Source organism: Isoptericola sp. NPDC056134 (assembly GCF_042264825.1).
Taxonomy (GTDB): Bacteria; Actinomycetota; Actinomycetes; order Actinomycetales; family Cellulomonadaceae; genus Isoptericola; species Isoptericola nanjingensis.
Window position 1 is genome coordinate 1 of sequence record NZ_JBHJVM010000019.1, and the last position, 22,763, is coordinate 22,763.

At 74.5% G+C, this 22,763-nt stretch carries 23 protein-coding genes; 4 read left to right on the forward strand and 19 right to left on the reverse strand.

The window, feature by feature from the left end; all coding sequences use genetic code 11:
• Nucleotides 1-52 precede the first annotated feature (52 nt).
• Genes rlmB through ACFCZN_RS16445 form a run of 3 tightly spaced genes read right to left on the reverse strand, consistent with a single transcriptional unit; the run spans nucleotide 53 to nucleotide 3,722 of the window.
• Entirely contained in the window at nucleotides 53-1,045 is a 993-nt protein-coding gene (gene rlmB, locus ACFCZN_RS16435) for a 23S rRNA (guanosine(2251)-2'-O)-methyltransferase RlmB (RefSeq protein WP_429766814.1), read from the reverse strand.
• Nucleotides 1,046-1,073: 28 nt separating this feature from the next.
• Entirely contained in the window at nucleotides 1,074-2,498 is a 1,425-nt protein-coding gene (cysS, locus tag ACFCZN_RS16440; protein WP_429766813.1) for a cysteine--tRNA ligase, read from the reverse strand.
• A gap of 24 nt (nucleotides 2,499-2,522) precedes the next feature.
• Nucleotides 2,523-3,722, reverse strand: coding sequence for an alanine racemase (locus tag ACFCZN_RS16445; RefSeq protein WP_430557460.1), 1,200 nt, complete (start codon nucleotides 3,720-3,722; stop codon nucleotides 2,523-2,525).
• Nucleotides 3,723-3,869: 147 nt separating this feature from the next.
• On the opposite strand from ACFCZN_RS16445, the gene ACFCZN_RS16450 reads away from it, so the two are divergent.
• Nucleotides 3,870-5,309 (forward strand): D-arabinono-1,4-lactone oxidase, encoded by a 1,440-nt coding sequence (locus ACFCZN_RS16450; protein ID WP_430557461.1) that lies wholly within the window; start codon nucleotides 3,870-3,872, stop codon nucleotides 5,307-5,309.
• Here the strand turns inward: ACFCZN_RS16450 and ACFCZN_RS16455 are convergent.
• Both ACFCZN_RS16455 and ACFCZN_RS16460 read right to left on the reverse strand, forming a co-directional pair.
• Entirely contained in the window at nucleotides 5,306-6,436 is a 1,131-nt protein-coding gene (locus tag ACFCZN_RS16455) for a sensor histidine kinase (protein WP_430557462.1), read from the reverse strand. The two genes, ACFCZN_RS16450 and ACFCZN_RS16455, sit on opposite strands and share 4 nt — an antisense overlap.
• On the reverse strand, nucleotides 6,429-7,154 hold the full coding sequence (locus ACFCZN_RS16460; RefSeq protein WP_430557463.1) for a response regulator transcription factor: 726 nt from the start codon (nucleotides 7,152-7,154) through the stop codon (nucleotides 6,429-6,431). Before ACFCZN_RS16460 ends, ACFCZN_RS16455 begins: the two co-directional genes overlap by 8 nt.
• An 87-nt stretch (nucleotides 7,155-7,241) precedes the next feature.
• Between ACFCZN_RS16460 and ACFCZN_RS16465 the strand changes: the two genes are divergently transcribed.
• On the forward strand, nucleotides 7,242-7,889 hold the full coding sequence (locus tag ACFCZN_RS16465; protein ID WP_430557464.1) for a D-alanyl-D-alanine carboxypeptidase family protein: 648 nt from the start codon (nucleotides 7,242-7,244) through the stop codon (nucleotides 7,887-7,889).
• A gap of 34 nt (nucleotides 7,890-7,923) precedes the next feature.
• Here ACFCZN_RS16465 and ispF read toward each other — a convergent pair whose 3' ends face one another.
• The 3 genes from ispF to ACFCZN_RS16480 form a co-directional block, all read right to left on the reverse strand.
• Nucleotides 7,924-8,415 (reverse strand): 2-C-methyl-D-erythritol 2,4-cyclodiphosphate synthase, encoded by a 492-nt coding sequence (ispF, locus tag ACFCZN_RS16470; RefSeq protein WP_430557498.1) that lies wholly within the window; start codon nucleotides 8,413-8,415, stop codon nucleotides 7,924-7,926.
• Between the two features lie 5 nt (nucleotides 8,416-8,420).
• A complete protein-coding gene (gene ispD, locus ACFCZN_RS16475; protein WP_430557465.1) occupies nucleotides 8,421-9,149 on the reverse strand; it encodes a 2-C-methyl-D-erythritol 4-phosphate cytidylyltransferase in 729 nt (242 codons plus the stop codon).
• A gap of 82 nt (nucleotides 9,150-9,231) precedes the next feature.
• Nucleotides 9,232-9,714 (reverse strand): CarD family transcriptional regulator, encoded by a 483-nt coding sequence (locus ACFCZN_RS16480; RefSeq protein WP_079570762.1) that lies wholly within the window; start codon nucleotides 9,712-9,714, stop codon nucleotides 9,232-9,234.
• Between the two features lie 272 nt (nucleotides 9,715-9,986).
• Here ACFCZN_RS16480 and ACFCZN_RS16485 point away from each other — a divergent pair, with 272 nt between their 5' ends.
• On the forward strand, nucleotides 9,987-10,478 hold the full coding sequence (locus ACFCZN_RS16485) for a hypothetical protein (protein ID WP_429766806.1): 492 nt from the start codon (nucleotides 9,987-9,989) through the stop codon (nucleotides 10,476-10,478).
• A 73-nt stretch (nucleotides 10,479-10,551) separates the two neighbouring features.
• Here the strand turns inward: ACFCZN_RS16485 and pstB are convergent, their stop codons facing one another.
• The 6 genes from pstB to ACFCZN_RS16515 all read right to left on the reverse strand — a co-directional run bounded on the left by pstB (nucleotide 10,552) and on the right by ACFCZN_RS16515 (nucleotide 16,779).
• Nucleotides 10,552-11,331 carry a phosphate ABC transporter ATP-binding protein PstB gene (gene pstB / locus ACFCZN_RS16490; RefSeq protein WP_429733765.1) on the reverse strand — a complete coding sequence of 260 codons (780 nt, stop codon included), beginning with the start codon at nucleotides 11,329-11,331 and terminating at the stop codon, nucleotides 10,552-10,554.
• A gap of 45 nt (nucleotides 11,332-11,376) precedes the next feature.
• Nucleotides 11,377-12,345: a phosphate ABC transporter permease PstA gene (pstA, locus tag ACFCZN_RS16495; protein ID WP_429766804.1), complete on the reverse strand. Its 969-nt coding sequence runs from the start codon at nucleotides 12,343-12,345 to the stop codon at nucleotides 11,377-11,379.
• Nucleotides 12,345-13,337, reverse strand: coding sequence for a phosphate ABC transporter permease subunit PstC (gene pstC, locus ACFCZN_RS16500; protein ID WP_429766802.1), 993 nt, complete (start codon nucleotides 13,335-13,337; stop codon nucleotides 12,345-12,347). Before pstC ends, pstA begins: the two co-directional genes overlap by 1 nt.
• A gap of 108 nt (nucleotides 13,338-13,445) precedes the next feature.
• Complete coding sequence (locus tag ACFCZN_RS16505; protein ID WP_430557466.1) at nucleotides 13,446-14,555, reverse strand: phosphate ABC transporter substrate-binding protein PstS; 1,110 nt, start codon at nucleotides 14,553-14,555, stop codon at nucleotides 13,446-13,448.
• A gap of 251 nt (nucleotides 14,556-14,806) precedes the next feature.
• The gene (locus ACFCZN_RS16510; RefSeq protein WP_429766800.1) at nucleotides 14,807-15,523 is read right to left on the reverse strand and encodes a response regulator; all 717 of its coding nucleotides are present in this window, start codon (nucleotides 15,521-15,523) and stop codon (nucleotides 14,807-14,809) included.
• Entirely contained in the window at nucleotides 15,520-16,779 is a 1,260-nt protein-coding gene (locus ACFCZN_RS16515; RefSeq protein WP_430557467.1) for a sensor histidine kinase, read from the reverse strand. The genes ACFCZN_RS16510 and ACFCZN_RS16515 overlap by 4 nt, the downstream gene beginning before the upstream one ends.
• Nucleotides 16,780-16,949: 170 nt before the next feature.
• Here ACFCZN_RS16515 and phoU point away from each other — a divergent pair, with 170 nt between their 5' ends.
• On the forward strand, nucleotides 16,950-17,615 hold the full coding sequence (phoU, locus tag ACFCZN_RS16520) for a phosphate signaling complex protein PhoU (RefSeq protein WP_380318419.1): 666 nt from the start codon (nucleotides 16,950-16,952) through the stop codon (nucleotides 17,613-17,615).
• A 208-nt stretch (nucleotides 17,616-17,823) separates the two neighbouring features.
• Here the strand turns inward: phoU and ACFCZN_RS16525 are convergent, their stop codons facing one another.
• From ACFCZN_RS16525 to ACFCZN_RS16545, 5 genes are all read right to left on the reverse strand, one after another.
• On the reverse strand, nucleotides 17,824-18,864 hold the full coding sequence (locus ACFCZN_RS16525) for a DUF4037 domain-containing protein (RefSeq protein WP_430557468.1): 1,041 nt from the start codon (nucleotides 18,862-18,864) through the stop codon (nucleotides 17,824-17,826).
• 99 nt (nucleotides 18,865-18,963) lie between these two features.
• Nucleotides 18,964-19,704, reverse strand: coding sequence for a phosphoglyceromutase (locus ACFCZN_RS16530; protein WP_429766794.1), 741 nt, complete (start codon nucleotides 19,702-19,704; stop codon nucleotides 18,964-18,966).
• Nucleotides 19,705-19,813: 109 nt separating this feature from the next.
• Entirely contained in the window at nucleotides 19,814-20,254 is a 441-nt protein-coding gene (locus ACFCZN_RS16535) for a nitroreductase family deazaflavin-dependent oxidoreductase (RefSeq protein WP_430548225.1), read from the reverse strand.
• Between the two features lie 40 nt (nucleotides 20,255-20,294).
• Nucleotides 20,295-21,650: a D-inositol-3-phosphate glycosyltransferase gene (mshA, locus tag ACFCZN_RS16540; RefSeq protein ID WP_430557469.1), complete on the reverse strand. Its 1,356-nt coding sequence runs from the start codon at nucleotides 21,648-21,650 to the stop codon at nucleotides 20,295-20,297.
• Complete coding sequence (locus ACFCZN_RS16545) at nucleotides 21,650-22,747, reverse strand: lactonase family protein (protein ID WP_430557470.1); 1,098 nt, start codon at nucleotides 22,745-22,747, stop codon at nucleotides 21,650-21,652. Before ACFCZN_RS16545 ends, mshA begins: the two co-directional genes overlap by 1 nt.
• Nucleotides 22,748-22,763: the final 16 nt, after the last annotated feature.

A 22,763-nucleotide genomic window follows, 5' to 3' on the forward strand; every position in this document is an offset into this window, starting at 1 on the left:
GCAACCGGTTGCGGTCTCGTCCGAGCTTCTCTATCTCGCGGCTCGGGGTTCTCTATCTCGCGGCAGTCAGGCGGGCCTGGGCCACCTCGTAGAGCGTGATGCCCGCGGCGACGCCGGCGTTCAGCGACTCGACGTCGGACGAGATGGGGATGGATGCGACGGCGTCGCAGGTCTCGCGCACCAGGCGGGAGAGTCCGTGACCCTCGGACCCGACGACGAGCACGAGCGGGTCGGTGGCGAACGCGAGGTCGCGCACGGTGGTGTCACCGCCCGCGTCCAGGCCGACGACGAAGGCCCCGGACTTCTTCAGGTCGGCGAGCGTCCGCGCCAGGTTCGTCACCTTGGCCACGGGCACCCGCGCCGCGGCGCCGGCCGACACCTTCCACGCCGACGCGGTGACGCCGGCCGAGCGGCGCGACGGCACGACGACGCCGTGCGCGCCGAAGGCCCCCGCGGACCGCAGCACGGCGCCCAGGTTGCGGGGGTCGGTGACGCCGTCGAGCGCGACGATCAGGGGCGGCTGGCCCGCCTCGGCGGCGGCGTCCAGCAGGTCCTCGACGTCCGCGTAGTCGTAGGGCGGCACCTGCGCGGCGACGCCCTGGTGCACGGAGCCCTCGGTGAGGTGGTCCAGCTCGGTGCGGCTCACCTCGAGCAGCTGCACGGAGCGGGTCGAGGCCAGCTCGAGGATCTCCCGCGTGCGGTCGTCGTGGTCGATGCGCGCGGCGAGGTGCACGGCGGTGACCGGCACGTCGGTGCGCAGCGCCTCGAGCACGGCGTTGCGGCCCGCGACCACCTCGGCGCCGCCGGTCGGGCGGCGCGTGCCGCGCACGACCCCCTTGCTCGCGCCCTTCTGCGACTGCGCGGCCTGCTTCTTCTCCGCCGCCACCTTGCGCTTGTGCGCCGGGTGGTAGGTACGGTCCTCGGCCTTCGGCGTCGGGCCCTTGCCCTCGAGCGCCTTGCGGCTGTGCCCGCCGGTGCCGACCTGCGCGCCCTTCTTGCTACCGGCCTTGCGGACGGCGCCGGGACGTCGGGTGTTGCCTGCCATGGTGTCTCTTCTCAGGTGGTCGAGCGGGTCAGTCGGTCAGCGTCCAGCGGGCGCCGTCCGCGGAGTCCTGGACGACGACGCCGGCGTCCGCGAGGCGGTCACGGATGGCGTCGCTCGTGGCCCAGTCCTTCGCGGCGCGCGCGGCGACCCGCGCGTCGAGCTCAGCGGCGACCAGCGACTCCAGGGCCGCGCGCGCGGCGGAGTCGTCGGCACCCGAGGCCCACTGCGGGTCGTGCGGGTCGAGGCCCAGGACGTCGAGCATGCCACGCAGCGCGACGAGCTCCTCGCGCGCCGCGGCGTCGTCGCGCGACGCCAGCGCGCTGTTGCCGGCGCGCAGGTGCTCGTGCACGACGGCGAGCGCTGCGGGCACGTTGAGGTCGTCGTCCATCGCCTCGACGAACCCGGCCGGCAGCTCGGCCTTCGCGACCTCGTCGGCGGGCACCCCGCCGACGCGCTCGGTGGCGCGGTCCACGAAGCCGGACAGCCGCTCCCAGGTGGTGCGGGCCTCGTCCAGGGTGTCGGGCGACCACTCGAGCATCGAGCGGTACTGCACCGCCGCGAGCGCGTAGCGGATCACGGGCGCGGGCGCCTGGGCGAGCAACTCGCTCACCAGCAGCCCGTTGCCCAGCGACTTGCTCATCTTGACGCCCTGCTGGGTGACCCACGCGCAGTGCATCCAGCGCTGCGCGAAGCCGTACCCGGCCGCGCGCGACTGCGCCTGCTCGTTCTCGTGGTGCGGGAACCGCAGGTCGAGGCCGCCGCCGTGGATGTCGAACGCGTCGCCCAGGTAGCGGCGCGCCATGGCCGAGCACTCGAGGTGCCAGCCCGGGCGGCCCCGGCCGAACGACGTCTCCCAGGACGCCGTCTCCGGCTCGCCCGGCTTGGGCGCCTTCCACAGCGCGAAGTCGTGCGGGTCGCGCTTGGCGGACGCCGCGGCGTCGTCGCCGGTGGGCTCGGGGTTGAGGTCCTCCAGCCGCTGCCGGGTGAGCTCGCCGTACGCGGGCCAGGAACGCACGTCGAACCAGACGTCGCCGGGGCCGGTCGCGTAGGCGTGCCCGCGGTCGACGAGCCGCTGCATGAGCTCCGCCATGTCGGGCACGTGGCCGGTGGCGCGCGGCTCGTAGGTGGGCGGGATGACGCCGAGCGCGTCGTAGGCCCGCGTGAACATCCGCTCGTGCGTGGCGGCGTGCGCCCACCACTCGACGCCGGCCGCGGCCGCCTTGGCGAGGATCTTGTCCTCGATGTCGGTGACGTTGCGGATCAACGTGACCCGCAGGCCCGAGCGCTCCAGCCAGCGCCGCAGCACGTCGAACGCGATGACGGGGCGGAGGTGGCCGATGTGGGGCGGGGCCTGCACGGTGGCGCCACACAGGTAGATACCGACCTCGCCCGGGTTCAGGGGGACGAAGGCGCGCACGTCGCGCGTCGCGGTGTCGTACAGGTGCAGGCTCACCGGTCCAGCGTACCGGCCGGTCCCTCAGCCGAAGGTGCGTCCCTCGCCGCGGTACGTGGGGACGGACTCGACGATCTCGTCGCCGCGCACCAGGTGGACGACGTCGAACCGCTCCATGAGCTCGCCCGCCTTGGCGTGCCGCAGCCACACGCGGTCCCCGACGGCGAGGGGCGGCGCTCCGCCCCGCCGGCGCAGCGGCGTCATGACCTCCCCCGCGCCCTCCGTTCCGGTGAGCGACCAGCCGGGCGTCGCGACCCGCGGCAGCCGCGAGCGCCCCGCCGGCCCGGAGGCCACGTACCCGCCCCCGAACGCCGTCGCCCAGCCCGCGGCGGGCACCCGCGCGACGTCGAGCCCGAAGAACGCGGAGGGCCGGGGGTCGAAGGAGCGGTACCCGTCGAACAGGCCGGGGACGAACAGCCCGGAGCCCGCGGTCACCTCGGTGACCGCCGGCCCTGCCGACGACGTCTCGAGCGAGCCGGTGCCGCCGGAGTTCACCAGCTCCACGGCGTGCCCGACGGCGGCGCCGACGGCCTCGACGACGGCCGTCCGGCGGCCGTACAGCTCGGCCACCGACAGCTTCTTGACCAGCCGGACGGCCGGGTTGGTGTCGGGCAGCCCGGCCACCTGGGCCTCGTAGAACATCAGCCCGCGCAGCCGGACGCCGGGCAGCGCCTCGACGCGGCGGGCGAGCGCTGCGACGTCGTCCGGGGTGCGCAGCGGCGAGCGCCGCGTGCCCAGGTGCACGTGCAGCGGGCCGGCGTCGAGGCGCAGCGACGCGTCGACGTCCAGGCAGACGGCGACGTCGGCGAGGCCGCCCGTCCCGGCCGGCACCGCGGCGGACGAGAGAGCGGCGTCCAGGAGCGCGAGCTGGGCGGCGTCGTCCGCCATGAGCGTGATCTCACGCCGCGCGCGGTCGTCGGCGGCGAGCCGCGCGAGCGCGTCCCGGTCCACGGTGGGGTAGCCGACGAGCACGTCGCGCACGCCCTCCTGCACGAGCCACAGCGCCTCGGCCAGGGAGAACGCCATGACGCCCTGGAACCCGGCGTCGAGCGCCCGGCCGACGAGCGTGCGCACCCGCACGGACTTGCTCGCCACCCGCACGGGGACGCCCCGGGCGCGGCGGCGCAGGTCCGCGGCGTTGGCGTCGAAGGCGTCGAGGTCGACCACGGCCACGGGAGCCGGCAGGTGCGCGGTGGCGCGGGCCAGCCGCTCCGTCTGGGTCATGACCGCACGCTACACCGGGCGCCGGGCGTCGTCGGACGGCCGGGCGGGGTGATCCGACGGGTGATCTGACGGGCGGTCCGACGGGTCGCCGACGATCCACCCGGAGGGGGATCCGCGCGGGCCGCCGCCCGTGGCAGAGTGTGCCGCGTGACTCCGAGCACCGTCGCCCGCACACCGGCCCCCGCCACCCCCGACGCCCCGCTGCGCACCTGGGGCGGCACGCACTCGTGGCAGCCTGCGCGCCGCCTGGCGCCGCGCGACGAGGGCGAGCTGGGTGCCGTCGTCGCCCGGGCAGCCGCCGACGGGACGCGGGTGCGGGCGATGGGCGCGGGCCACTCCTTCACCGCCGCGGCCGTGACCGACGGCGTGCACCTCGGCCTCGACCACCTCAGCGGTATCGAGGCGGTGGCGCCCCAGCCGGACGGCACGTCGCTCGTCACCGTCCGGGCGGGCACCCGCCTGCACCACCTCAACCGCCTGCTCGCGGCGCTCGGGCTGGCGATGCGCAACCTCGGCGACATCGACCGCCAGTCGGTCGCGGGCGCGATCTCGACCGGCACGCACGGCACCGGCGCCCGGCTGGGCGGCCTCGCGACGCAGGTGCGCGGCGTCCGCGTGGTCGGCGCCGACGGCGCGGTCCGGTCGGCGTCGGACGCTGCGGCCCCGGGATCGCCCGAGCGCGAGCTGTTCGAGGTGGCTCGGCTGGGCCTCGGCGTCGCGGGCGTGCTGTCGGCGGTCACGCTCGAGGTGGTGCCCGCGTTCTGGCTGCGCGCTCAGGAGGAGCCGTGGCCGCTGGACCGCGTGCTCGAGCAGCTCGACGAGTACGTCGACGGCAACGACCACGCGGAGTTCTACTGGTTCCCCGGCACCCGCCGGGCGCTGACGAAGCGGAACAACCGCGCGACGGCCGAGGAGATCGAGGCCTGGGCGGCGGCCCGTGCCGGAGGCCTCGGCGCCGTGCGTACCGCCGGCTCCCGGGCCCGCGCCCTCCTGGACGAGGAGGTGCTGTCCAACGGCGCCTTCGAGGTGGTGAACCGCCTCGCGTTCGCCGCCCCCGGGCTGGTCCCCCGCCTCAACGCGGTGAGCGCGCGGGCGCTGGGCGCGAAGACGTACGTGGCGCCGTCGGCCGACGTCTTCGTCACCCGGCGCCGGGTCCGGTTCGTCGAGATGGAGTACGCCCTGCCGCGCGCCGCGCTGCGGGACGTGCTCGACGAGCTCGACGCCTGGCTGCGCGCGTCCGGCGAGCCCGTCCCCTTCCCGGTGGAGGTGCGCTTCGCCGCCGCCGACGACGTCTGGCTCTCGACGGCGCACGGTCGCGAGACGGCGTACGTCGCGGTGCACCAGTACGCACCGATGCCCCACCAGCGGTACTTCAGCGCGGCCGAGCAGATCTTCGCCGCGGCGGGCGGGCGGCCGCACTGGGGCAAGATGCACACCCGCACGGCGGAGCACCTCGCCGACCACTACCCCCTGGCCGACGTCGCCCGCGTGCGCGCCGCCGTCGATCCCGGCGGCGTCTTCCGCAACGGCTACACCGACACCGTCCTCGGCGGCGGACTGACGCCACGGCCTGACGGCGCGGGCTAGGCGGAGGGCCACCACGCGACCGGGGCGGCCCGCTCCCCCGGCAGGCGCACCGTGACGCGCAGCCCGCCGTCGCCCCGTGCGGCGAGCGCGAGGGTGCCGTGGTGCGCCTCCGCGATGCTCCGCACGATCGCGAGGCCGAGCCCGACGCCCCCGTGCTCCCCGTGCGTGCGCCCGCCGCCGCGCTGGAACGGCTCGACGAGCGTCGGCACGAGGCGCGGGTCGAGCGGCCCGCCCGTGTTCTCGACGGTGAGCACGACGTCGTCGCCGCGGACGGCGGTCTCCACCCGCACCGTGCCGTGCTCCGCGAGGTTGTGCACGATCGCGTTGTGCACGAGGTTCGTGGCGAGCTGCAGCAGGAGCGCGTGCGACCCCACCGCGGGGGCGACGTCGCCCGCGACCTGCAGGTCGACGCCCCGGCCGTCCGCGAGGGGTTGCAGAGTCTCGGCCGCCTCCTCCGCGACGAGGGACAGGTCGACGCGCTCGCGCGCGAACGTCCCGCGGTCGGCGCGGCTGAGCAGGAGCAGCGCCTCGGTGAGGTCGATCGCGCGCGCGTTGACGGCCTCGAGACGCCGCAGGAGCTCGTCCGTGTCCCGGTCCGGGTCCTGCGCACCCACCTCGAGCAGCGTCCGCGTCACCGCGAGCGGGGTGCGCAGCTCGTGGGAGGCGTTCGCCGCGAACCGCTGCTGCTCGGCGACCTGCGCCTCGAGCCGGGCCAGCATCGCGTCGAACGCGTCGGCGAGCTCGCGGAACTCGTCCTGGCGTCCAGGGAGCCGGATCCGGTGGGACAGGGACCCCTCGGCGGCCCGGCGGGTGGCGTCGGTGATGCGGTCCAGCGGGGCGAGCATCCGCCCGGCGAGGAACCACCCGCCGAGGAGTCCGAGCACCAGGAGGAAGACCATCGCCCAGGCGACCCTCGGGGCGAAGGCGCGCTCCAGGTCGGAGCGGTTGGGGACGAACTGCCCGGGTCCGGGACGGGACGGCGCGACGTCGACGATGATCGTGTCCGGGACGTACCGCAGCAGGAAGACCCACACGACGGCGAGGAGCAGCGCGCCGGCCACCACGAGGAACCCGGCGTAGCTGAGCGTGAGCTTCAGCCGGACGCTCGGGCCGGGGCTCCTAGCCATGCCGGGCCTCGCCGCTCCGGGCCGCGCGCCCGTCCTCGTGCCCGGTCTCGCCCTCGGGCGGGGCCGCGATGCGATAGCCCACCCCGGGCACGGTGGCGATCACCCACGGCTCGCCGAGCCGCTTGCGCAGCGCCGACACCGTGATGCGCACGGCGTTGGTGAAGGGGTCGGCGTTCTCGTCCCACGCCCGCTCCAGCAGCTCCTCCGCGCTGACGACGCCGCCGTCGGCCGCGACCAGCACCTCCAGCACGGCGAACTGCTTGCGGGTGAGCGCGACGTAGCGCCCGTCCCGGTAGACCTCGCGGCGGAACGGGTCCACGCGCAGGCCCGCGAGCTCGCGCACCGGCGGCCGGCTGTGCGCGCGACGCCGGTCGAGGGCGCGCAGCCGCAGCACGAGCTCCCGCATCGCGAACGGCTTGGTGAGGTAGTCGTCGGCCCCGAGCTCGAACCCGGTGGCCTTGTCGTCGAGACGGTCGGCGGCCGTGAGCATGAGGATCGGCAGGCCGCTCCCGGAGGCGACGATGCTCGCGGCGACCTCGTCCCCCGACGGGCCGGGGATGTCACGGTCGAGCACGGCGACGTCGTAGGAGTTCACGCTCAGCAGCTCGAGGGCGGTGTCGCCGTCGCCGGCGACGTCCGCCGCGATGGCCTCCAGCCGCAGCCCGTCGCGGACGGCCTGGGCCAGGTACGGCTCGTCCTCGACGATCAGCACGCGCATGCCCTCGATGCTACGGAGCGGCGCCTATCGTCCGCGTATCGAGGAGCGCATACGCCCGGGCAACGCCGCCCCGGCTCGACTGAAGGCATGCTCCACCACCGACACGTCCCCGCACCCGAGCGCGCGCCCCTCCGACCGGCCCGCACCGCGCTCGCGCTCACCTTGGCCGCCGCCGCGCTGGCCGGGCTCGCGGCCTGCCAGAGGTCGTCGCCCCCGCCCGCGACGACGTCGGTCGCTCCGGCGACCGCCCCCGCGGACCGACCCGACCGCGGCGCGCGGGACGGCGTGTCCGCCGGCCACGTCCCCGACGGCACCACCGTGTTCGACGACGCGCTCCCGGCCCTGGCGAACCTCGACCCCGCGCTGCTCGCGGCGCTGCAGGCGGCCGCGACGGACGCCGAGCAGGACGGCGTCACCTTCTTCGTCAACAGCGCCTGGCGCTCGGCGGCGTACCAGGACCAGCTGCTGCGCGAGGCGGTCGCCCAGTACGGTTCCGCGGCCGAGGCGGCCCGCTGGGTCGCGTCCGCGGACACGTCGTCGCACGTCACCGGCGACGCGGTCGACCTGCAGCAGACGGGCGGCAGCCAGTGGGTGGCGGACCACGGCGCCGCGTACGGACTGTGCCGGGTGTACGCGAACGAGCCGTGGCACGTCGAGCTGCGCCCCGACGCGGTCGACCAGGGCTGCCCGGAGCCGTACGCCGACCCCTCGCAGGACCCGCGGCTGCAGCAGTGAGCGGCCCGGTGCGGTGGGTCCCGCGCCGAGCGGTTCAGCCGACGGCGACCACGAGCGCCGTGGCGATCGCCGCGACGCCCTCGCCGCGGCCGGTGAGCCCCAGGCCGTCGGTCGTGGTGGCGCTCAGGGAGACGGGCGCGCCGGCCGCGGCCGTGAGCGCCGCCTCGGCCTCCGCGCGGCGCGGGCCGACCTTCGGCCGGTTGCCGACCACCTGCACGGCGACGTTCCCGATCTCGAACCCCGCCGCCCGCACGCGGCGGGCCGCCTCGGCGAGCAGGGTGCTCCCCGCCGCCCCGGCCCACTCGGGCTCGCCGGTGCCGAAGTGCGAGCCGAGGTCGCCGATGCCGGCGGCGGAGAACAGGGCGTCGGCGGCGGCGTGCGCCGCGACGTCGGCGTCCGAGTGGCCGGCGAGCGGCCGCTCCCCCGGCCACCGCAGGCCCCCGAGCCACAGCTCGCGGTCGGAGCCCTCGGGGGCGTAGGCGTGCACGTCGACGCCGAGCCCGGTGCGCGGCAGGCCTGCGGGCAGCGCGGTCACGACTCCTCCTCCAGCAGCAGCGCGGCCACCTTCAGGTCGCGCTCGGTGGTGATCTTCATGGCCGCCTCCTCGCCGGTGACGACGTAGGCGGGCTCGCCGAGCGCCTCGACCAGCCCCGCGTCGTCCGTCGCCGCCGACCCCTCCGCCGTCGCGCGGGCCGCGCCCTGCGCGTGCGCGCGCTCCAGCACCGCGCGGTCGAAGCCCTGCGGCGTCTGCACCGCGCGCAGCACGGCGCGGTCCGGGGTCTCGACGACGCGTTCGACGTCCGGCCCGCTCCCGGACGATGCTGGCCCGACGCGCTTCACCGTGTCGGTGACGGGCAGCCCCGGGACGACCGCGCCGTGGCCGGCACGTACCGCGTCGACGACGCGGCGCACCAGGCGCGGCGGCGCGAGCGGGCGTGCGGCGTCGTGCACGAGGACCACGTCGTCGTCCGGGCCGGCGAGCGCGAGGCCGGCGGCGACGGACGCCTGCCGGGTGCCGCCGCCCTCGACCACGCGGACCGGCACGTCCACGTGCGGGTCCTGCGCGACGACGTCGCGCACCGCGGAGTCGAGGCCCGGAGGGCACGTGACGACGAGGGCGTCGACGACGCCCGAGGCGGCGAGGCGGCGTGCGGCATGCACCACGAGGGGGAAGCCCGCCAGGTCGACCAGGGCCTTCGGCAGGTCCCGGCCGAGGCGGGTGCCGGACCCCGCGGCGGTGAGGATCGCGAGCGTCGTCACGGCGTCACGGTACCGGAACGACGACGGCGACCCGCGGCCGGAGCCGTGGGTCGCCGTCGTGCAGCGCTGGTGACTGGAGGCCTCAGGAGGCGAGGACCTCGTCGATGATGGCGCCGGCCTTCTCCTCGTCGACGCCCTCCGCGAGCGCGACCTCGGACTCGAGGATCTGGCGAGCCTTGGCGAGCATGCGCTTCTCGCCGGCCGAGAGGCCACGGTCCGCGTCGCGGCGCGACAGGTCGCGCACGACCTCGCCGACCTTGATCACGTCGCCGGACGCGAGCTTCTCGAGGTTCGCCTTGTACCGGCGCGACCAGTTCGTCGGCTCTTCCGTGTAGGGCGCGCGCAGCACCTCGAAGACGCGGTCCAGCCCCTGCTGGTCGACCACGTCGCGCACACCCACGAGGTCGACGTTCTCCGCCGGGACCTCGATCGTCAGGTCGCCCTGGGCGACCTTGAGCTTGAGGTACATCTTCTCCTCGCCACGGATCTTGCGCGTCTTGATCTCCTCGATCAGCGCGGCACCGTGATGCGGGTAGACAACCGTCTCGCCTACTGTGAACGTCATCTGCAGATGTCCCCTTTCCCAGTCGACAAGTTTATCACGGGGAGGCCGACACTCCCCTGCCCCGCGCCCTCCCGGCACCCCTGTGACGAACCCGTTTGCGCAGGTCAGAGGCCTGGAAGCGCAATCATGGGCGCAGCCCGCGCCGGGCGTCGCTAGGATGTCGACGGGTCCCCTGCAGGCCCGCCCTCCCCCGCCTGACGTGGGGGAACCCTGATGCCCCGCGCCCGCGCGGCCACCCGCGCCCGCGAGCCGACGCCTTCGAAGGAGAGCTCGTGTCCCGCTCCGCCCGCCCCGCACGCCTCGTCGCCGCCGCCAGCGTCATGGCGGGCGCCCTGCTGCTGGCCGCCTGCTCCCCCACGATCACCACCAAGCCCTACGCCCCGTCCGACGGCATCCGGGTCAACCTCACCGACCAGGTGCGCGGCATCAACCTCATGGTCGTCTCCGAGGGCGAGGGCGAGCCCGGCGCCGTGCTCGGCGCGCTCGCGAACACCTCCGCCGAGGACGTCGACTTCGTGCTCGCCGCCGAGGGTGCCGAGCCGATCTCGCTCACCGTGCCCGCCGGGCAGACCGTCTACCTGAGCGCCGACCAGGAGGGCGACCAGGCCGTGGACGCCCAGCTCGGCGCCGTCGCCACCCACCCGGGCGGCGACCTCGACGCGACGCTGTCCGGCGCCGGCGTGGACGAGGACTTCTTCCTGCCCGTCATGGACGGCACGCTCCCCGAGTACGCGGCCTGGGTGCCGAGCGCCTCGGGCGTCTGACCCGCACGACGAAGGGGCGGGCCGCAGCAGCTGCTGCGGCCCGCCCCTTCGTCCGTCCCGGGTCAGCGCCCGGTCACCCGAAGCGGCCGGAGACGTAGTCCTCGGTGGCCTGCTCGGACGGGGTGGAGAAGATCGTCGACGTCTCGTTCATCTCGATGAGGCGGCCGGGCTTGCCCGTGCCCGCGATGTTGAAGAACGCCGTCCGGTCGCTGACGCGCGCCGCCTGCTGCATGTTGTGCGTCACGATGACGATCGTGTAGTCCTGCTTGAGCTCGCCGATGAGGTCCTCGATCGCGAGGGTCGAGATCGGGTCGAGGGCCGAGCACGGCTCGTCCATGAGCAGCACCTGCGGCTTCACCGCGATGGCGCGCGCGATGCACAGGCGCTGCTGCTGCCCGCCCGACAGGCCGGACCCCGGCCGGTCGAGACGGTCCTTGACCTCGTTCCACAGGTTCGCGCCGCGCAGGGAGCCCTCGACCAGCTCCTCGGCGTCCGCCTTGCTGATGCGGCGGTTGTTCAGCCGCACGCCGGCGAGCACGTTGTCGCGGATCGACATGGTCGGGAACGGGTTGGGCCGCTGGAAGACCATCCCCACGTTGCGGCGCACGGCCACCGGGTCGATGTCGTCGCCGTACAGGTCGACGCCCTCCATCTCCACGGTGCCCTCCACGCGGGCCCCCGGGATCACCTCGTGCATCCGGTTGAGCGTGCGCAGGAAGGTCGACTTCCCGCACCCGGACGGGCCGATGAACGCGGTCACCGACTTCGGGTCGATCGTCATCGACACGTCCTGCACGGCGAGGAAGTCGCCGTAGTAGATGTTGAGGTCCTTCACGTCGATGCGCTGTGCCATCGTGTCGTCTCTTTCTGGTGGGCTGCGGCGGGCGGCGGCTGCGGGTCAGCGCAGCTTCGGGGAGAACCAGCGGTTCACCAGCCGGCCGACGAGGTTGAGGGCGAGCACCAGGACGATGAGCACGAGCGCCGCGCCCCACGCGTTCTGGATCGCGATGTCCGCCACGCAGGAGGCGGACTCGCCGCCCGGGCAGGTGGCCAGGCCCTGGCTGTACTGGCGGTAGGCGAACACCGGGAGCGTCATCATGCGGCCCTCGAAGGGGTCGAAGTTGATCGAGTCGGTGACGCCGACGGTCACGAGCAGGGGCGCCGTCTCCCCGATGACGCGGGCGACGGCGAGCAGGATGCCCGTCGTCAGGCCCGCGACGGACGTGCGGAGCACGACCTTGACGATCGTCAGCCACTTGGGCACGCCCAGCGCGTACGACGCCTCGCGCAGCTCGTTCGGGACGAGCTTGAGCATCTCCTCGCAGGAGCGGACGACCACGGGGATCATCAGCACGGAGAGCGCGACGGCGCCGATGACGCCCATCCGCACGCCCGGCCCCAGGATCAGGGTGAACAGCGAGACGGCGAAGAGGCCCGCCACGATCGACGGGATGCCCGTCATGACGTCGATGAAGAAGGTCACCGAGCGGGCCAGCGCGCCCTTGCCGTACTCCACGAGGTAGATCGCGGTGAGCAGGCCGATCGGCACCGAGATCACCGTGGCCAGGGCCGTGATGATCAGCGTGCCCGCGATGGCGTGGTAGATGCCGCCGCTCGGGTCGCCGCCGAAGATGTTGCGCATCGACAGGGTGAGGAAGTCCATGCTGATGCGGCCGGCGCCGTTGCTCAGCACCGTCCAGACCAGGGAGACGAGCGGTGCCATGGCCACGACGAACGCGGCCCAGACCAGCACCGTCATCGTGCGGTCCTTGCGGCGCCGGGCGCCGTCGGCGCCGGTCAGCGCCGCGCGCGTGCGGGCGGTGGCGTCGGTGGGGCCCGCGGGGTCCGAGAGGGTGGTCGTGCTCATCAGTTGGCCCCCGAGAAGTCCTTGCGGCGCGCCACGATCGCGCGCGCGGCCATGTTGACGGCCAGCGTGATGACGAACAGCACGAGGCCCGTGGCGATCAGCGTGTTCACCGCGAGCCCGCTCGCCTCCGGGAAGTCGAGCGCGATGTACGCGGCGATGGTCTGCTGCTGCGCGCTGTCGAGGATCTTGAACGAGTACAGGAACCCGGGCGACAGGATCATCAGCACGGCCATCGTCTCGCCGAGCGCGCGGCCCAGGCCGAGCATGGCTGCGGAGATGACGCCGGACCGGCCGAAGGGCAGCACGGCGGTGCGGACCATCTCCCAGCGGGTCGCGCCGAGCGCGAGCGCCGCCTCCTCGTGGAGCTTCGGCGTCTGCAGGAAGACCTCGCGGGCGACGGCGGTGATGATCGGCAGGATCATCACGGCGAGCACCACCGCGACCGTGGCAAGCACCCGGGACGTGGGCGAGACGGGGCCGGCGAAGAGCGGGAACCACCCGAACCAGGAGCTGAGCCACTCCCACACCGGCAGCGCGGCCGGGCCGAGCACGTAGATGCCCCAGAGGCCGTAGATGACGGACGGGACGGCCGCCAGCAGGTCCACAAGGTAGCCGAGCAGCTGGGACAGCCGCCGCGGCGCGTAGTGCGAGATGAACAGGGCGATCCCCATGGCGACCGGCGTCGCGATCGCGAGGGCCAGCGCCGCCGCGAGCAGCGTGCCGAACACGAGCGGTCCGACGTACTCGAGCAGCGACGTGTCCTCGGGGTAGCGCGGCACCGAGGCCGCCAGCTCGTCCGACCCGGCGGTCAGCGCCGGCCAGGCCTGCTGCAGCAGGAACACCGCGACGGCGGCCAGCACCGCGAGGATCAGGACGCCGGCGCCGACGGCGATCCAGCGGAAGGCCCGGTTGAAGCCGCGGTCGGTGGTCCGCTTGCGTCGGCGCGGTCTGCCCGGCACCCGCTGCGGGGGCGGGCTGACGGTGGTGGTCACTCGTACTCCTTGTCGTGCCGCTGGTTGTGCCTGTCGAGACCGCCGGCCGAGCCTGCCGAGACCGCGGATCGTGGTCTCGACAGGCTCGACCGGCGAGGGCGAGGACGGTCAGCCGGCCGTGATCGCGTCGATCGACGGCTGCACCGCGTCGCGGATGTCGGCCGACAGCGGGGCGGAGCCCGCCGCGTCGGCGGCCACCTGCTGGCCCTCCTCGCTCACGAGGTAGGACATGTAGCCCTTGACCAGGTCCGCCTGCGCCTGGTCGGCGTAGGTGCCGCAGGCCAGGAGGTAGGAGACCAGGACGACCGGGTACGTGCCGGCGACGTCGCGCTTCAGCTCGATCGAGTACACGCCGTCCGCGGTGCCCTCGGCCCGCGGCGACTGGGCGACCACCTCGGCGGCCGCCTCGGCGCTGTAGGGCACGAACTCGTCGCCCACGCCGACCGCCACGGTGCCCAGGTCGGAGATCTGGGAGGCGTCGGCGTAGGTGATGGTGCCGTCGCCGGACTGCGCGGCCGAGACCACGCCGGAGGTGCCCTGGGCCGACTCCTGGCCCTCGATCGGCCAGACGCCCTCGGGCTCGTGGTCCCAGGCGTCGGGGGCGGCCTCGGACAGGTAGGCCTGGAAGTTCTCGGTGGTGCCCGAGTCGTCCGAGCGGTGCACCACGGTGATCGCGGTGTCCGGCAGCTCGGCGTCCGGGTTGTCGGCGGCGATCGCGTCGTCGTTCCAGGCCTTGATCTTGCCCGAGAAGATGTTCGCGATGACCTCCGGCTTGAGGTTCAGCGAGTCGACGCCCTCGAGGTTGAACGCGATGGCGATCGGGCTGACGTAGCCGGGGAACTCGATGACGCCGCCCTCGCCGCACTGGGCCTCGGCCGCCTTCATCTCGTCCTCGTCCAGCGCCGCGTCGGAGCCGGCGAAGGCGTACGAGCCGTCGGTGAAGCCGGTGCGGCCACCGCCGGAGCCGACGGGGTCGTAGTTGACGGTGACGTCGGGGTTGGCCGTCTGGAAGCCGGCGCGCCACGCCTCCTGGGCGGACTCCTGCGACGAGGCGCCGCCGCCGCTGAGCTCGCCCGAGAGGGACGAGCCGCCGTCCTGCGAACCACCGGTGGACTCCGCGCCCGGCGCGGCCGGGTCCGAGCCGCACGCGGCGAGGGTCAGGGCCAGCGCGCCGACCGCCACGGCGGTTCCAGCACGGGAGAATCGGCTGAGCTTCACGTCTCGTTCCATCCTGTTCACACGGAGGGACACCGGCGAAGTACCGGCGTTCGTCGGGAACGCTAGGCACGCAAGGTGGCTCGGGACCCAGGAGCAGGTGAACGAGGGGTGAACAGTGCGGGGCGCCTGGTCACCTCGGTGACCGGAGCACCCGTGGCAGGCAGGAAAAGGCCGAGGCAAGACGAGATCCGCCGAGGTGGTACGGGGGTCCGTACCACCTCGGCGGATCTCGTCCCACCTCGGCGGGCGGGTCAGGCGTCGTCGTCCGCGAGCTTGTAGCCCAGGCCGCGGACGGTGAGCAGGAGCTGCGGTGCCCCCGGGTCGGCCTCGATCTTGGAGCGGATGCGCTTCACATGAACGTCGAGCGTCTTCGTGTCGCCCACGTAGTCCGCGCCCCAGACCCGGTCGATGAGCTGCCCGCGGGTGAGCACCCGGCCGGCGTTGCGCAGCAGCAGCTCCAGCAGGTCGAACTCCTTGAGCGGCAGCGACACCGCGTCGCCGCCCACCGTGACGGTGTGCCGCTCCACGTCCATCCGCACCGGGCCGACCTCGAGCACGGGCTCGCCGTCGTCGTCGTGCCCGTTCGAGGCCGCCTCGGGGGCCGCCGGGCCGCGCCGGCGCATCACCGCACGCATGCGGGCCAGCAGCTCGCGGAAGGAGTACGGCTTGGTGACGTAGTCGTCGGCGCCCAGCTCGAGTCCCACGACCTTGTCGATCTCGGAGTCCTTGGCCGTGAGCATGATGACGGGCACGTCGCCGCGCTGCCGCAGCTCCCGGCACACCTCCGTGCCGGACAGGCCGGGCAGCATGAGGTCGAGCAGCACCAGGTCGGCGCCGCCGTCGTCGTAGGCGGCCAGCGCGTCGACCCCGTTCGAGGCCTCCACGACCTCGAAACCCTCGCGGGTGAGCTGATATGTCAGGGGGTCCCGGTAGGACTCCTCGTCCTCGACCACCAGGATGCGCGTCACGCACCTACCTCCTCGTCCGTCGTGCCTCGGTTGTGCTGATGGATGTGCAGATGGTTGTGCTGATGGTTGTGCTGCTCGGTGCGACCCGGGGTGAGCTCCGGGTCGCCCTGCGCGAGCTCCTGCGGCACGTCGGCCGCGGGGATGCGCAGGGTGAACGTCGAGCCCTTGCCCGGCTCGGACCAGATCTGCACGTCGCCGCCGTGGTCGGCCGCCACGTGCTTGACGATGCTCAGTCCCAGGCCGGTGCCGCCCGTGTCGCGGGAGCGTGCCGGGTCGACGCGGTAGAAGCGCTCGAAGACCCGGTCGTGCTCGTCGGCGGCGATGCCCACGCCCTGGTCGACGACGTCGATCTCGACCAGGCCGCGGCGCACGCGCACGCCCAGCCCCACGCGGGTGTTCTCCGGCGAGTAGGCGACGGCGTTGTCGAGCAGGTTGCGCACCGCGGTGACGAGCAGGTTGTGGTCGCCGTACACGAGGACGTCGGCCGAGCCGCCGACCGTGATCGTGATGTTCTTCGCCTGCGCGGTGGTGCGGGCGCGGTCCACGGCCTCGGCGACGACGTCGCGCACCGGGATCGTCGTGACCTCCTGCAGCGCCCCCGCCACCTGCAGCCGGGACAGCTCGATGATCTCGTGCACCAGGGCGGACAGCCGCTGCGCCTCCGCCTGCATGCGCTCGGCGAACCGCCGCACCGCGACCGGGTCGTCCGCGGCGTCCTGCACCGTCTCCGCCAGCAGGGCGAGCGCCCCGACCGGCGTCTTGAGCTCGTGCGAGACGTTGACGACGAAGTCGCGGCGGATGGCCTCGACGCGACGGGCCTCGGTGCGGTCTTCGGCGAGCACGAGCAGCTTGTCCGGCCCGACGGGCGCCACCCGGACCTGCAACAGCACCGTGCCCGACCCGATCGGGCCACGCGGCAGCTCCAGCTCCTTCTCGCGGATCACGCCGTCCCGACGCACCTCGCGCACCAGGTCGACGATCGCCGGGTGCTGCAGGGCGTCGTTGCGCACGACGCCCAGCGCGTACGCCGGCGGGGACGCCCGCACGACGTCGTCGTCCTCGTCCAGGACCACCGCGGCCGACCGCAGCACCGCGAGCACGCGGACGAGCCCCTCGTCGAGCTCGGCGGGGGCTGCCTCGGGCGACCGGCGCTGGACACGCTCGGAGAAGCGGAAGGCGAGGGTCGCGATCACGCCCACCACGACCCCGAAGATGCCCGCGACGACCGCGGTCACGCCCTGGATGATTCCGTCCACGAGGCAAGCGTAGGTCGCGGTGCCCCGGGAATCCGTCGCGGAGCGGAACTGCTCAGCGAGCCGTCGCCCACTGTTCACCTCCGACCCTCCCGGAGTTCACCTGGGCGCCCCCGGCCCGTCCACGGGCCGTGTCAGGCTGGTAGCAGACCTATTACCCCGAGAGGACTGTGATGCGAGAGATCTTCGAGGCCGAGCTGCGCCAGGTCGGCGACGACCTCATCGAGATGAGCCGGCTCGTCGAGTCGGCCATCCGGCGCGCGGGCGACGCCCTGCTGGAGGCCGACCACCAGCTCGCGCAGGAGGTGATCGCCTCCGACCACGCGATCGACCGGCTCGAGAGCGAGCTCGACGAGCGCTGCGTGCACCTGCTGGCACAGCAGCAGCCCGTCGCCACCGACCTGCGGGTCGTCATCTCCGCGCTGCGCATCAGCGCCTCGCTCGAGCGGATGGGCGACCTCGCCCGGCACGTCGCCGAGATCGCCCGCGGGCGGTACCCCGCCCAGGCCGTGCCCGCGCCCGCCCGCGAGACGTTCGTCAAGATGCACGGCGCGGCGGTGCACGTCGCGCAGCGCACGACGGCGCTGCTCGCCACGCGCGACGTCGCCCTCGCCGCGGAGGTGCAGCAGGACGACGACCTCCTGGACGCCCTGCACCAGGACACCTTCGCCGCGACGCTCGACCCGGAGTGGCCCGGCACCACGCAGGAGACCGTCGACGTCACGCTGCTCGGCCGCTACTACGAGCGGTTCGGCGACCACGGCGTCTCCGTCGCGCGCCGGATCACGTTCCTCGTCACCGGCAACTTCGACGACGAGCACGCCCGCGCCGACGCCTGACCCGCCCCGTCCTGGACGAGGGAGTCATCCTCTCGGCGAGGTAGTACGCAACACCGCGAGGTAGTCAGGTTCACCGCGAGGTAGTGCCCTTCTGGCCGAGGTGGTCCTCTGCCTCCGCCAGAAGGGCACTACCTCGCGGTCTCTGGTACTACCTCGGCATTCTTCGTCCTACCTCGCCGTGCTTCGTACTACCTCGGCGGGAGGGGTACTACCTCGGCACGGGGGGTGCGGCGCCGACGAGGCCGCGGACCAGCGCGACGCGGCGCGGACCGTCCATGAGGACGTCGACGGCGTCCACCCACTGCTCGACGGCGGCGGGCAGGCCGCGCACGGCGTCCCCGGCGGCGTCCCGCAACAGCTCGGGCAGCGCGCCCAGCCCGCGGGACGGGCGGTCGAAGAACGGCTCCGTCGCGGGGCCGTCGAGGCTCGGCAGCCCGAGCTCGCGCTGGCGCTCGTGCAGCGCGTCGCACGCGGCGCCGAGCGCGGCGTCCCGCTCCTGCCAGGTCTCGGCCGCGAGCGCCCGGTCCAGGCGCGGGCCCGCCGTCGTCGCCGCGGGCGTGCCCGCGAACGCGGTGCCGAGCCACTTGGGGTAGGGCGGCCACCGCCGCTCCAGCAGCAGGCCGAGCCGCAGCAGCGACCCCGCCAGCCGGGCCGCGAGCACCCGCGAGCCGGCGTCGTCCCCCCGCACCCCGGTACGCCCGACGAACGGCAGCTCCTGCCCGACCCGCGCCCACTCGGCCGCGAGGACGTGCAGCCACACGTCGTGCGGGTACCAGGCGAGCCGGTCCCGGACCGCGGCGAGCTCCCCCGGCCCGTCGTGGAAGACGGCGCCGGCGGTCACCTCCAGCACGCTCTGCCCGGTGAGCGCCAGCCAGCCCGCGGCGTCGAGGTCGGTCGTCGGGTCGATCCCGAGCCGCGACCTCGCGAACCCGCGCGGGGTCGCGACCTCGACGCGATGGCGCACCACCGGGTCCCAGGTCGTGGCGAACCGCACCGGGAGGCCCGCGTGCTCGGCCGGCAGCGCGGCCTCCAGGTGGGCGTCGACGGCCGCGACGTCCCGCTCGTCGACCAGCAGCGTGAGCCGCAGCCCCCAGTCGTGGTCGCGCGACGTCGCGTCGTCGAGCCCCAGGACGTCGGACCCGCTGCCCAGCCGACCCGCGGCGTACGGCAGGCCGGGACGCCACCCCAGCAGCAGGGGGCGGACGACGTCGTCGTGGTACGCGCGGGAGAGGTCGATGCCGGTGGTCACGTCGCCATGCTGCCAGCGAGAACGGCGAACCCCCGGACCCTTGTCGGGACCGGGGGTTCGTCGTCGGCCGGGCCGTGCCAGAACGTCAGCGGGCGAGCGTCACTTGCCCTGGTTCGCGACCGCCGCGATGGCGTCCTTCGCGGCCTCGGGGTCGAGGTAGGTGCCGCCCGGGTTGGTCGGCTTCAGCGTCTCCTCGTCGAGCTCGTACACCAGCGGGATGCCCGTGGGGATGTTCAGCCCGGCGATGGTCTGGTCGTCGACGCCGTCGAGGTGCTTGACGATGGCGCGCAGCGAGTTGCCGTGCGCGGCGACGAGGACGGTCTTGCCGGCCTGGAGGTCCGGAACGATCTCGCCGTCCCAGTACGGCAGGGCCCGGTCGAGCACCTGCTTGAGGGCCTCCGCGCGCGGGATGGGCTCGCCGGCGTAGCGGACGTCCGAGTCCTGCGAGAACTCGGAACCCAGCTCGATCTCGGGCGGCGGCACGTCGTAGGAGCGGCGCCAGAGCATGAACTGCTCCTCGCCGTACTGGTCGCGCACCTGCTTCTTGTCCTTGCCCTGCAGGTCGCCGTAGTGGCGCTCGTTGAGGCGCCAGTTGCGCTTGACCGGGATCCAGTGGCGGTCGGCGGCGTCGAGGGCCAGGTTCGCCGTGTTGATGGCGCGGCGCAGCAGCGACGTGTGCACGACGTCGGGGGTGACGCCCGACTCCTTGAGCAGCTCGCCGCCGCGCTTCGCCTCCGCGGTGCCCTTCTCCGACAGCGGCACGTCCACCCAGCCGGTGAAGAGGTTCTTCGCGTTCCACTCGCTCTCGCCGTGGCGGAGCAGCACGAGGGTGTAGGTCATGGGGTCCATCCTGCCTGCTGCCCGGCGCCGCCCGCACCGCGGGTCGGATCCCGGACTCGCGCCGTCCGGATCGAGTGGCCGGACCGAGCGGCCGGATCGAGCGGCCGGGTCAGGAGTCCGCGCGCTCCAGCACGAACACGGGGATCTCGCGGTCGGTCTTCGTCTGGTAGTCCGCGTAGTCGGGGTACGCGGCGACCGACCGCTCCCACCAGAGCGCCTTCTCGTCGCCGGTGACCTCGCGCGCGACGTACTCGTGCTTCTCCGGGCCGTCCTGGAGCTCCACCCGCGGGTTCGCCAGGACGTTGTAGTACCAGACCGGGTGCTTCGGGGCGCCGCCCAGCGACGCGACGACGGCGTACGTGCCGTCGTGCTCCACGCGCATCAGCGGGGCCTTGCGGAGCGCGCCGGTCTTCGCGCCGACGGTCGTGAGGATGACGACGGGCATCCCGCGCATCGTCGTGCCCTTCGTGCCGCCCGAGCTCTCGTACTGCTCGACCTGGTTCGCGGCGCGGGTGGAGGGGCTGGGGACGTACTCTCCGGTGATCGGCATGCCACGTGCAATTCCCTGCCCGCGCGATCCATTCCCGGGGCTACCGTGACGAGCGGGCCCGGTGCACCTTCGCCGCCTGGGCGTACACGTCGAGCATCGCCGCGGCGGCGCGGTCCCAGCTGAAGCGCTCGCTGGCGCGCCGGGCGCCGGCGGCGAGGCGGGCGCGGCGCTCGTCGTCGGCGAGGAGGTCGCCGAGCTCGCGCGCCCACGTCCACGGGCTGTGGTCGGGCACGAGGACGCCGGACGTCCCGTCCACCACGACCGTCTGCAGCCCGCCCACCGCGGCCGCGACGACCGGGGTCCCCGCCGCCTGCGCCTCGGCGGCCACCAGGCCGAACGACTCGTTGTGCGACGGCACCGCGACGACGTCCGCAGCGCGCAGGTAGTCGACCAGCTCCTCGCGCGGCACCGGCGGGCGCACGTCGAGGTGGTCGGTGACGCCGACCTGGTGCGCCAGCGCCTCGAGCTCGCGCACCGCCGTCGCACGGCCGCTGGCGCCGCCCAGCACGACGAGCGTCGGCACGCGCGAGCCGCCGCCGTCGCACCACGCCTCGGGCTCGGCGGCGTCGCCCGAGCTGGCGTGGTCGGCCAGCACCCCGAGCGCGCGGACCAGGACGTCCGGGCCCTTGAGGAGCTGGACGCGGCCCGCGAACAGCACGATCTTCCGGTCGGTGGGCAGGCCGAGCCGCTCGCGCAGGGCGCGGCGGGCCGCATCGACATCCCGCCCGTCGTCCTGCCCGGCCGCGGGCTCGAGCGGGCGGAAGACCTCGAGGTCGACGCCGGGCGCCACGACGTGCACGCGGTCCGGGTCGGCGCGGTACTCCCCCTCGAGGTCACGGGCCTCCTCGCGGGTCGAGGCGACCAGGCCGTCGGCGGCCTCGACCACCTGCTCCTCCCCGACGACCCGGCCCACGGGCTCCGGGGTGTCCCCCGGGGCCAGGGCCGCGTTCTTCACGCGCGCCATCGTGTGCATGGTGTGCACGAGCGGGACGTCCCACCGCTCGGCGGCCAGCCAGCCCACCTGCCCCGACAGCCAGTAGTGGCTGTGCACGACGTCGTACCAGTGCGGCGGGCGGTGGGCCTCGGCCCGCAGCACGCCGGCGGTGAACGCGCAGAGCTGGCCGGGCAGGTCGTTCTTGTCCAGCCCCTCGTACGGACCGGCGGACACGTGCACCACCCGTATCCCCGGCTCGACGTCGACCCAGCGCGGCTGCGCGGACGCCGTCGCACGCGTGAAGATCTCGATCTCCGCCCCCCGGCGGGCCAGGGCGCGGGCCAGCTCCATGACGTAGACGTTCATGCCGCCCGCGTCCCCGGTGCCGGGCTGGTCGAGCGGCGACGTGTGCACCGACAGCATCGCCACCCGCGGACCGGGCCGCTCGCCGGGGGTGGTCATCAGGACTCCAGCACGCAGGCGGGAGGCGTCGGCAGCGCGTGCCGCGCCACCACCTCGCCGGTGCCCGTCGCGGGGTCGACCCGGACCGTCGCGAGCTCGCTGCGGCCCTGCAGCGCGACGACGACGGTCTCGGCGCCGTCGGCGTCCGTGCCGGGCTGCGCGGACCCGAGGACGGCGTGGTGGCGGGGCCACGCGCCGTCGCCGAGCGGGACGTCGGCGAGGTGCCGCAGGACCGGCGTCCCGCCGTCCGTCGCCACCGCGAGCACGGCGAGCACGTCCGCGCCGCGCAGGCCGACGTGCAGGCGCGCGCCGTCGGCGCTCAGCGTGACGTGCGCGGGGAAGTCGCGGCCCGCCTCCGCCGCCGGGGAGACCGGCACGGCCGCCGCGGCCGTCCACCCGGCGCCGTCGCGCACCAGCACGTGCGCGCGGGCGTCGAGCTCCCCGACGACGACGAGCGAGCCGTCCGGCAGCGTGACGAGGTGGCGCGGCCCGGTGCCGGGCGGCAGGACCGCGGCGACGTCAGCCGCGACGCCCGCCTCGGCGCCCCCGGCGGGGTACCGCCGTACGACGTCGGCGCCCAGGTCGCACACCAGCACGCCGTCGCCGGCCTCGGCCACGAAGTGCGCGTGCGGGCCGGCCTGCCGCTCGACGACGGGACCGCTGCCCACGCCGGGGTGCGCGACGACGCCCTCCGCGGCGAGGTCACCCGTCGCCGGGTCGACGTCCACGGACGCGGCGACGCCGTCGCCGTAGTTCGCGACCCACACGGTGCCCTCGAGGGCCAGCACGTGGCACGGGTCGTCGCCGCCCGCCGAGAGGGAGCCCGACGCCGCGAGCCGGACGCCGTCGGCGGCGTCCTCCACGCGGAACGCGGAGAGCGTCCCCGCGGGGATCTCGCCCACCGCGTAGAGCGTGCGCCCCGTCGGGTGCAGCGCCAGGAACGAGGGCGACGTGGCGGCCACGGCCGGCGCCGCCGCCTCCACCGCGCCGTCCGGGCCCAGCGCGACCCGCCAGATGCTCTCCCCGCTGCCGGGGCCACCGCCCGGATGCGGGTAGGTGCCGACCCAGAGCTGCGCCCGCGCGTCCCGTTCCGTCATGGCCTCAGCCTATGAC

Bases quoted from the DNA above. Each gene is read 5' to 3' on its own strand.
- ACFCZN_RS16445 (WP_430557460.1), bottom strand. From the start codon at position 3,722: ATGACCCAGACGGAGCGGCTGGCCCGCGCCACCGCGCACCTGCCGGCT.
- ACFCZN_RS16460 (WP_430557463.1), bottom strand. From the start codon at position 7,154: ATGCGCGTGCTGATCGTCGAGGACGAGCCGTACCTGGCCCAGGCCGTC.
- ACFCZN_RS16480 (WP_079570762.1), bottom strand. From the start codon at position 9,714: ATGACGTTCACAGTAGGCGAGACGGTTGTCTACCCGCATCACGGTGCC.
- ACFCZN_RS16545 (WP_430557470.1), bottom strand. From the start codon at position 22,747: ATGACGGAACGGGACGCGCGGGCGCAGCTCTGGGTCGGCACCTACCCG.
- phoU (WP_380318419.1), top strand. From the start codon at position 16,950: ATGCGAGAGATCTTCGAGGCCGAGCTGCGCCAGGTCGGCGACGACCTC.
- mshA (WP_430557469.1), bottom strand. From the start codon at position 21,650: ATGACCACCCCCGGCGAGCGGCCCGGTCCGCGGGTGGCGATGCTGTCG.
- pstB (WP_429733765.1), bottom strand. From the start codon at position 11,331: ATGGCACAGCGCATCGACGTGAAGGACCTCAACATCTACTACGGCGAC.
- pstA (WP_429766804.1), bottom strand. From the start codon at position 12,345: ATGAGCACGACCACCCTCTCGGACCCCGCGGGCCCCACCGACGCCACC.
- ACFCZN_RS16535 (WP_430548225.1), bottom strand. From the start codon at position 20,254: ATGCCGATCACCGGAGAGTACGTCCCCAGCCCCTCCACCCGCGCCGCG.
- ACFCZN_RS16465 (WP_430557464.1), top strand. From the start codon at position 7,242: ATGCTCCACCACCGACACGTCCCCGCACCCGAGCGCGCGCCCCTCCGA.
- ACFCZN_RS16530 (WP_429766794.1), bottom strand. From the start codon at position 19,704: ATGACCTACACCCTCGTGCTGCTCCGCCACGGCGAGAGCGAGTGGAAC.
- rlmB (WP_429766814.1), bottom strand. From the start codon at position 1,045: ATGGCAGGCAACACCCGACGTCCCGGCGCCGTCCGCAAGGCCGGTAGC.
- ACFCZN_RS16455 (WP_430557462.1), bottom strand. From the start codon at position 6,436: ATGGCTAGGAGCCCCGGCCCGAGCGTCCGGCTGAAGCTCACGCTCAGC.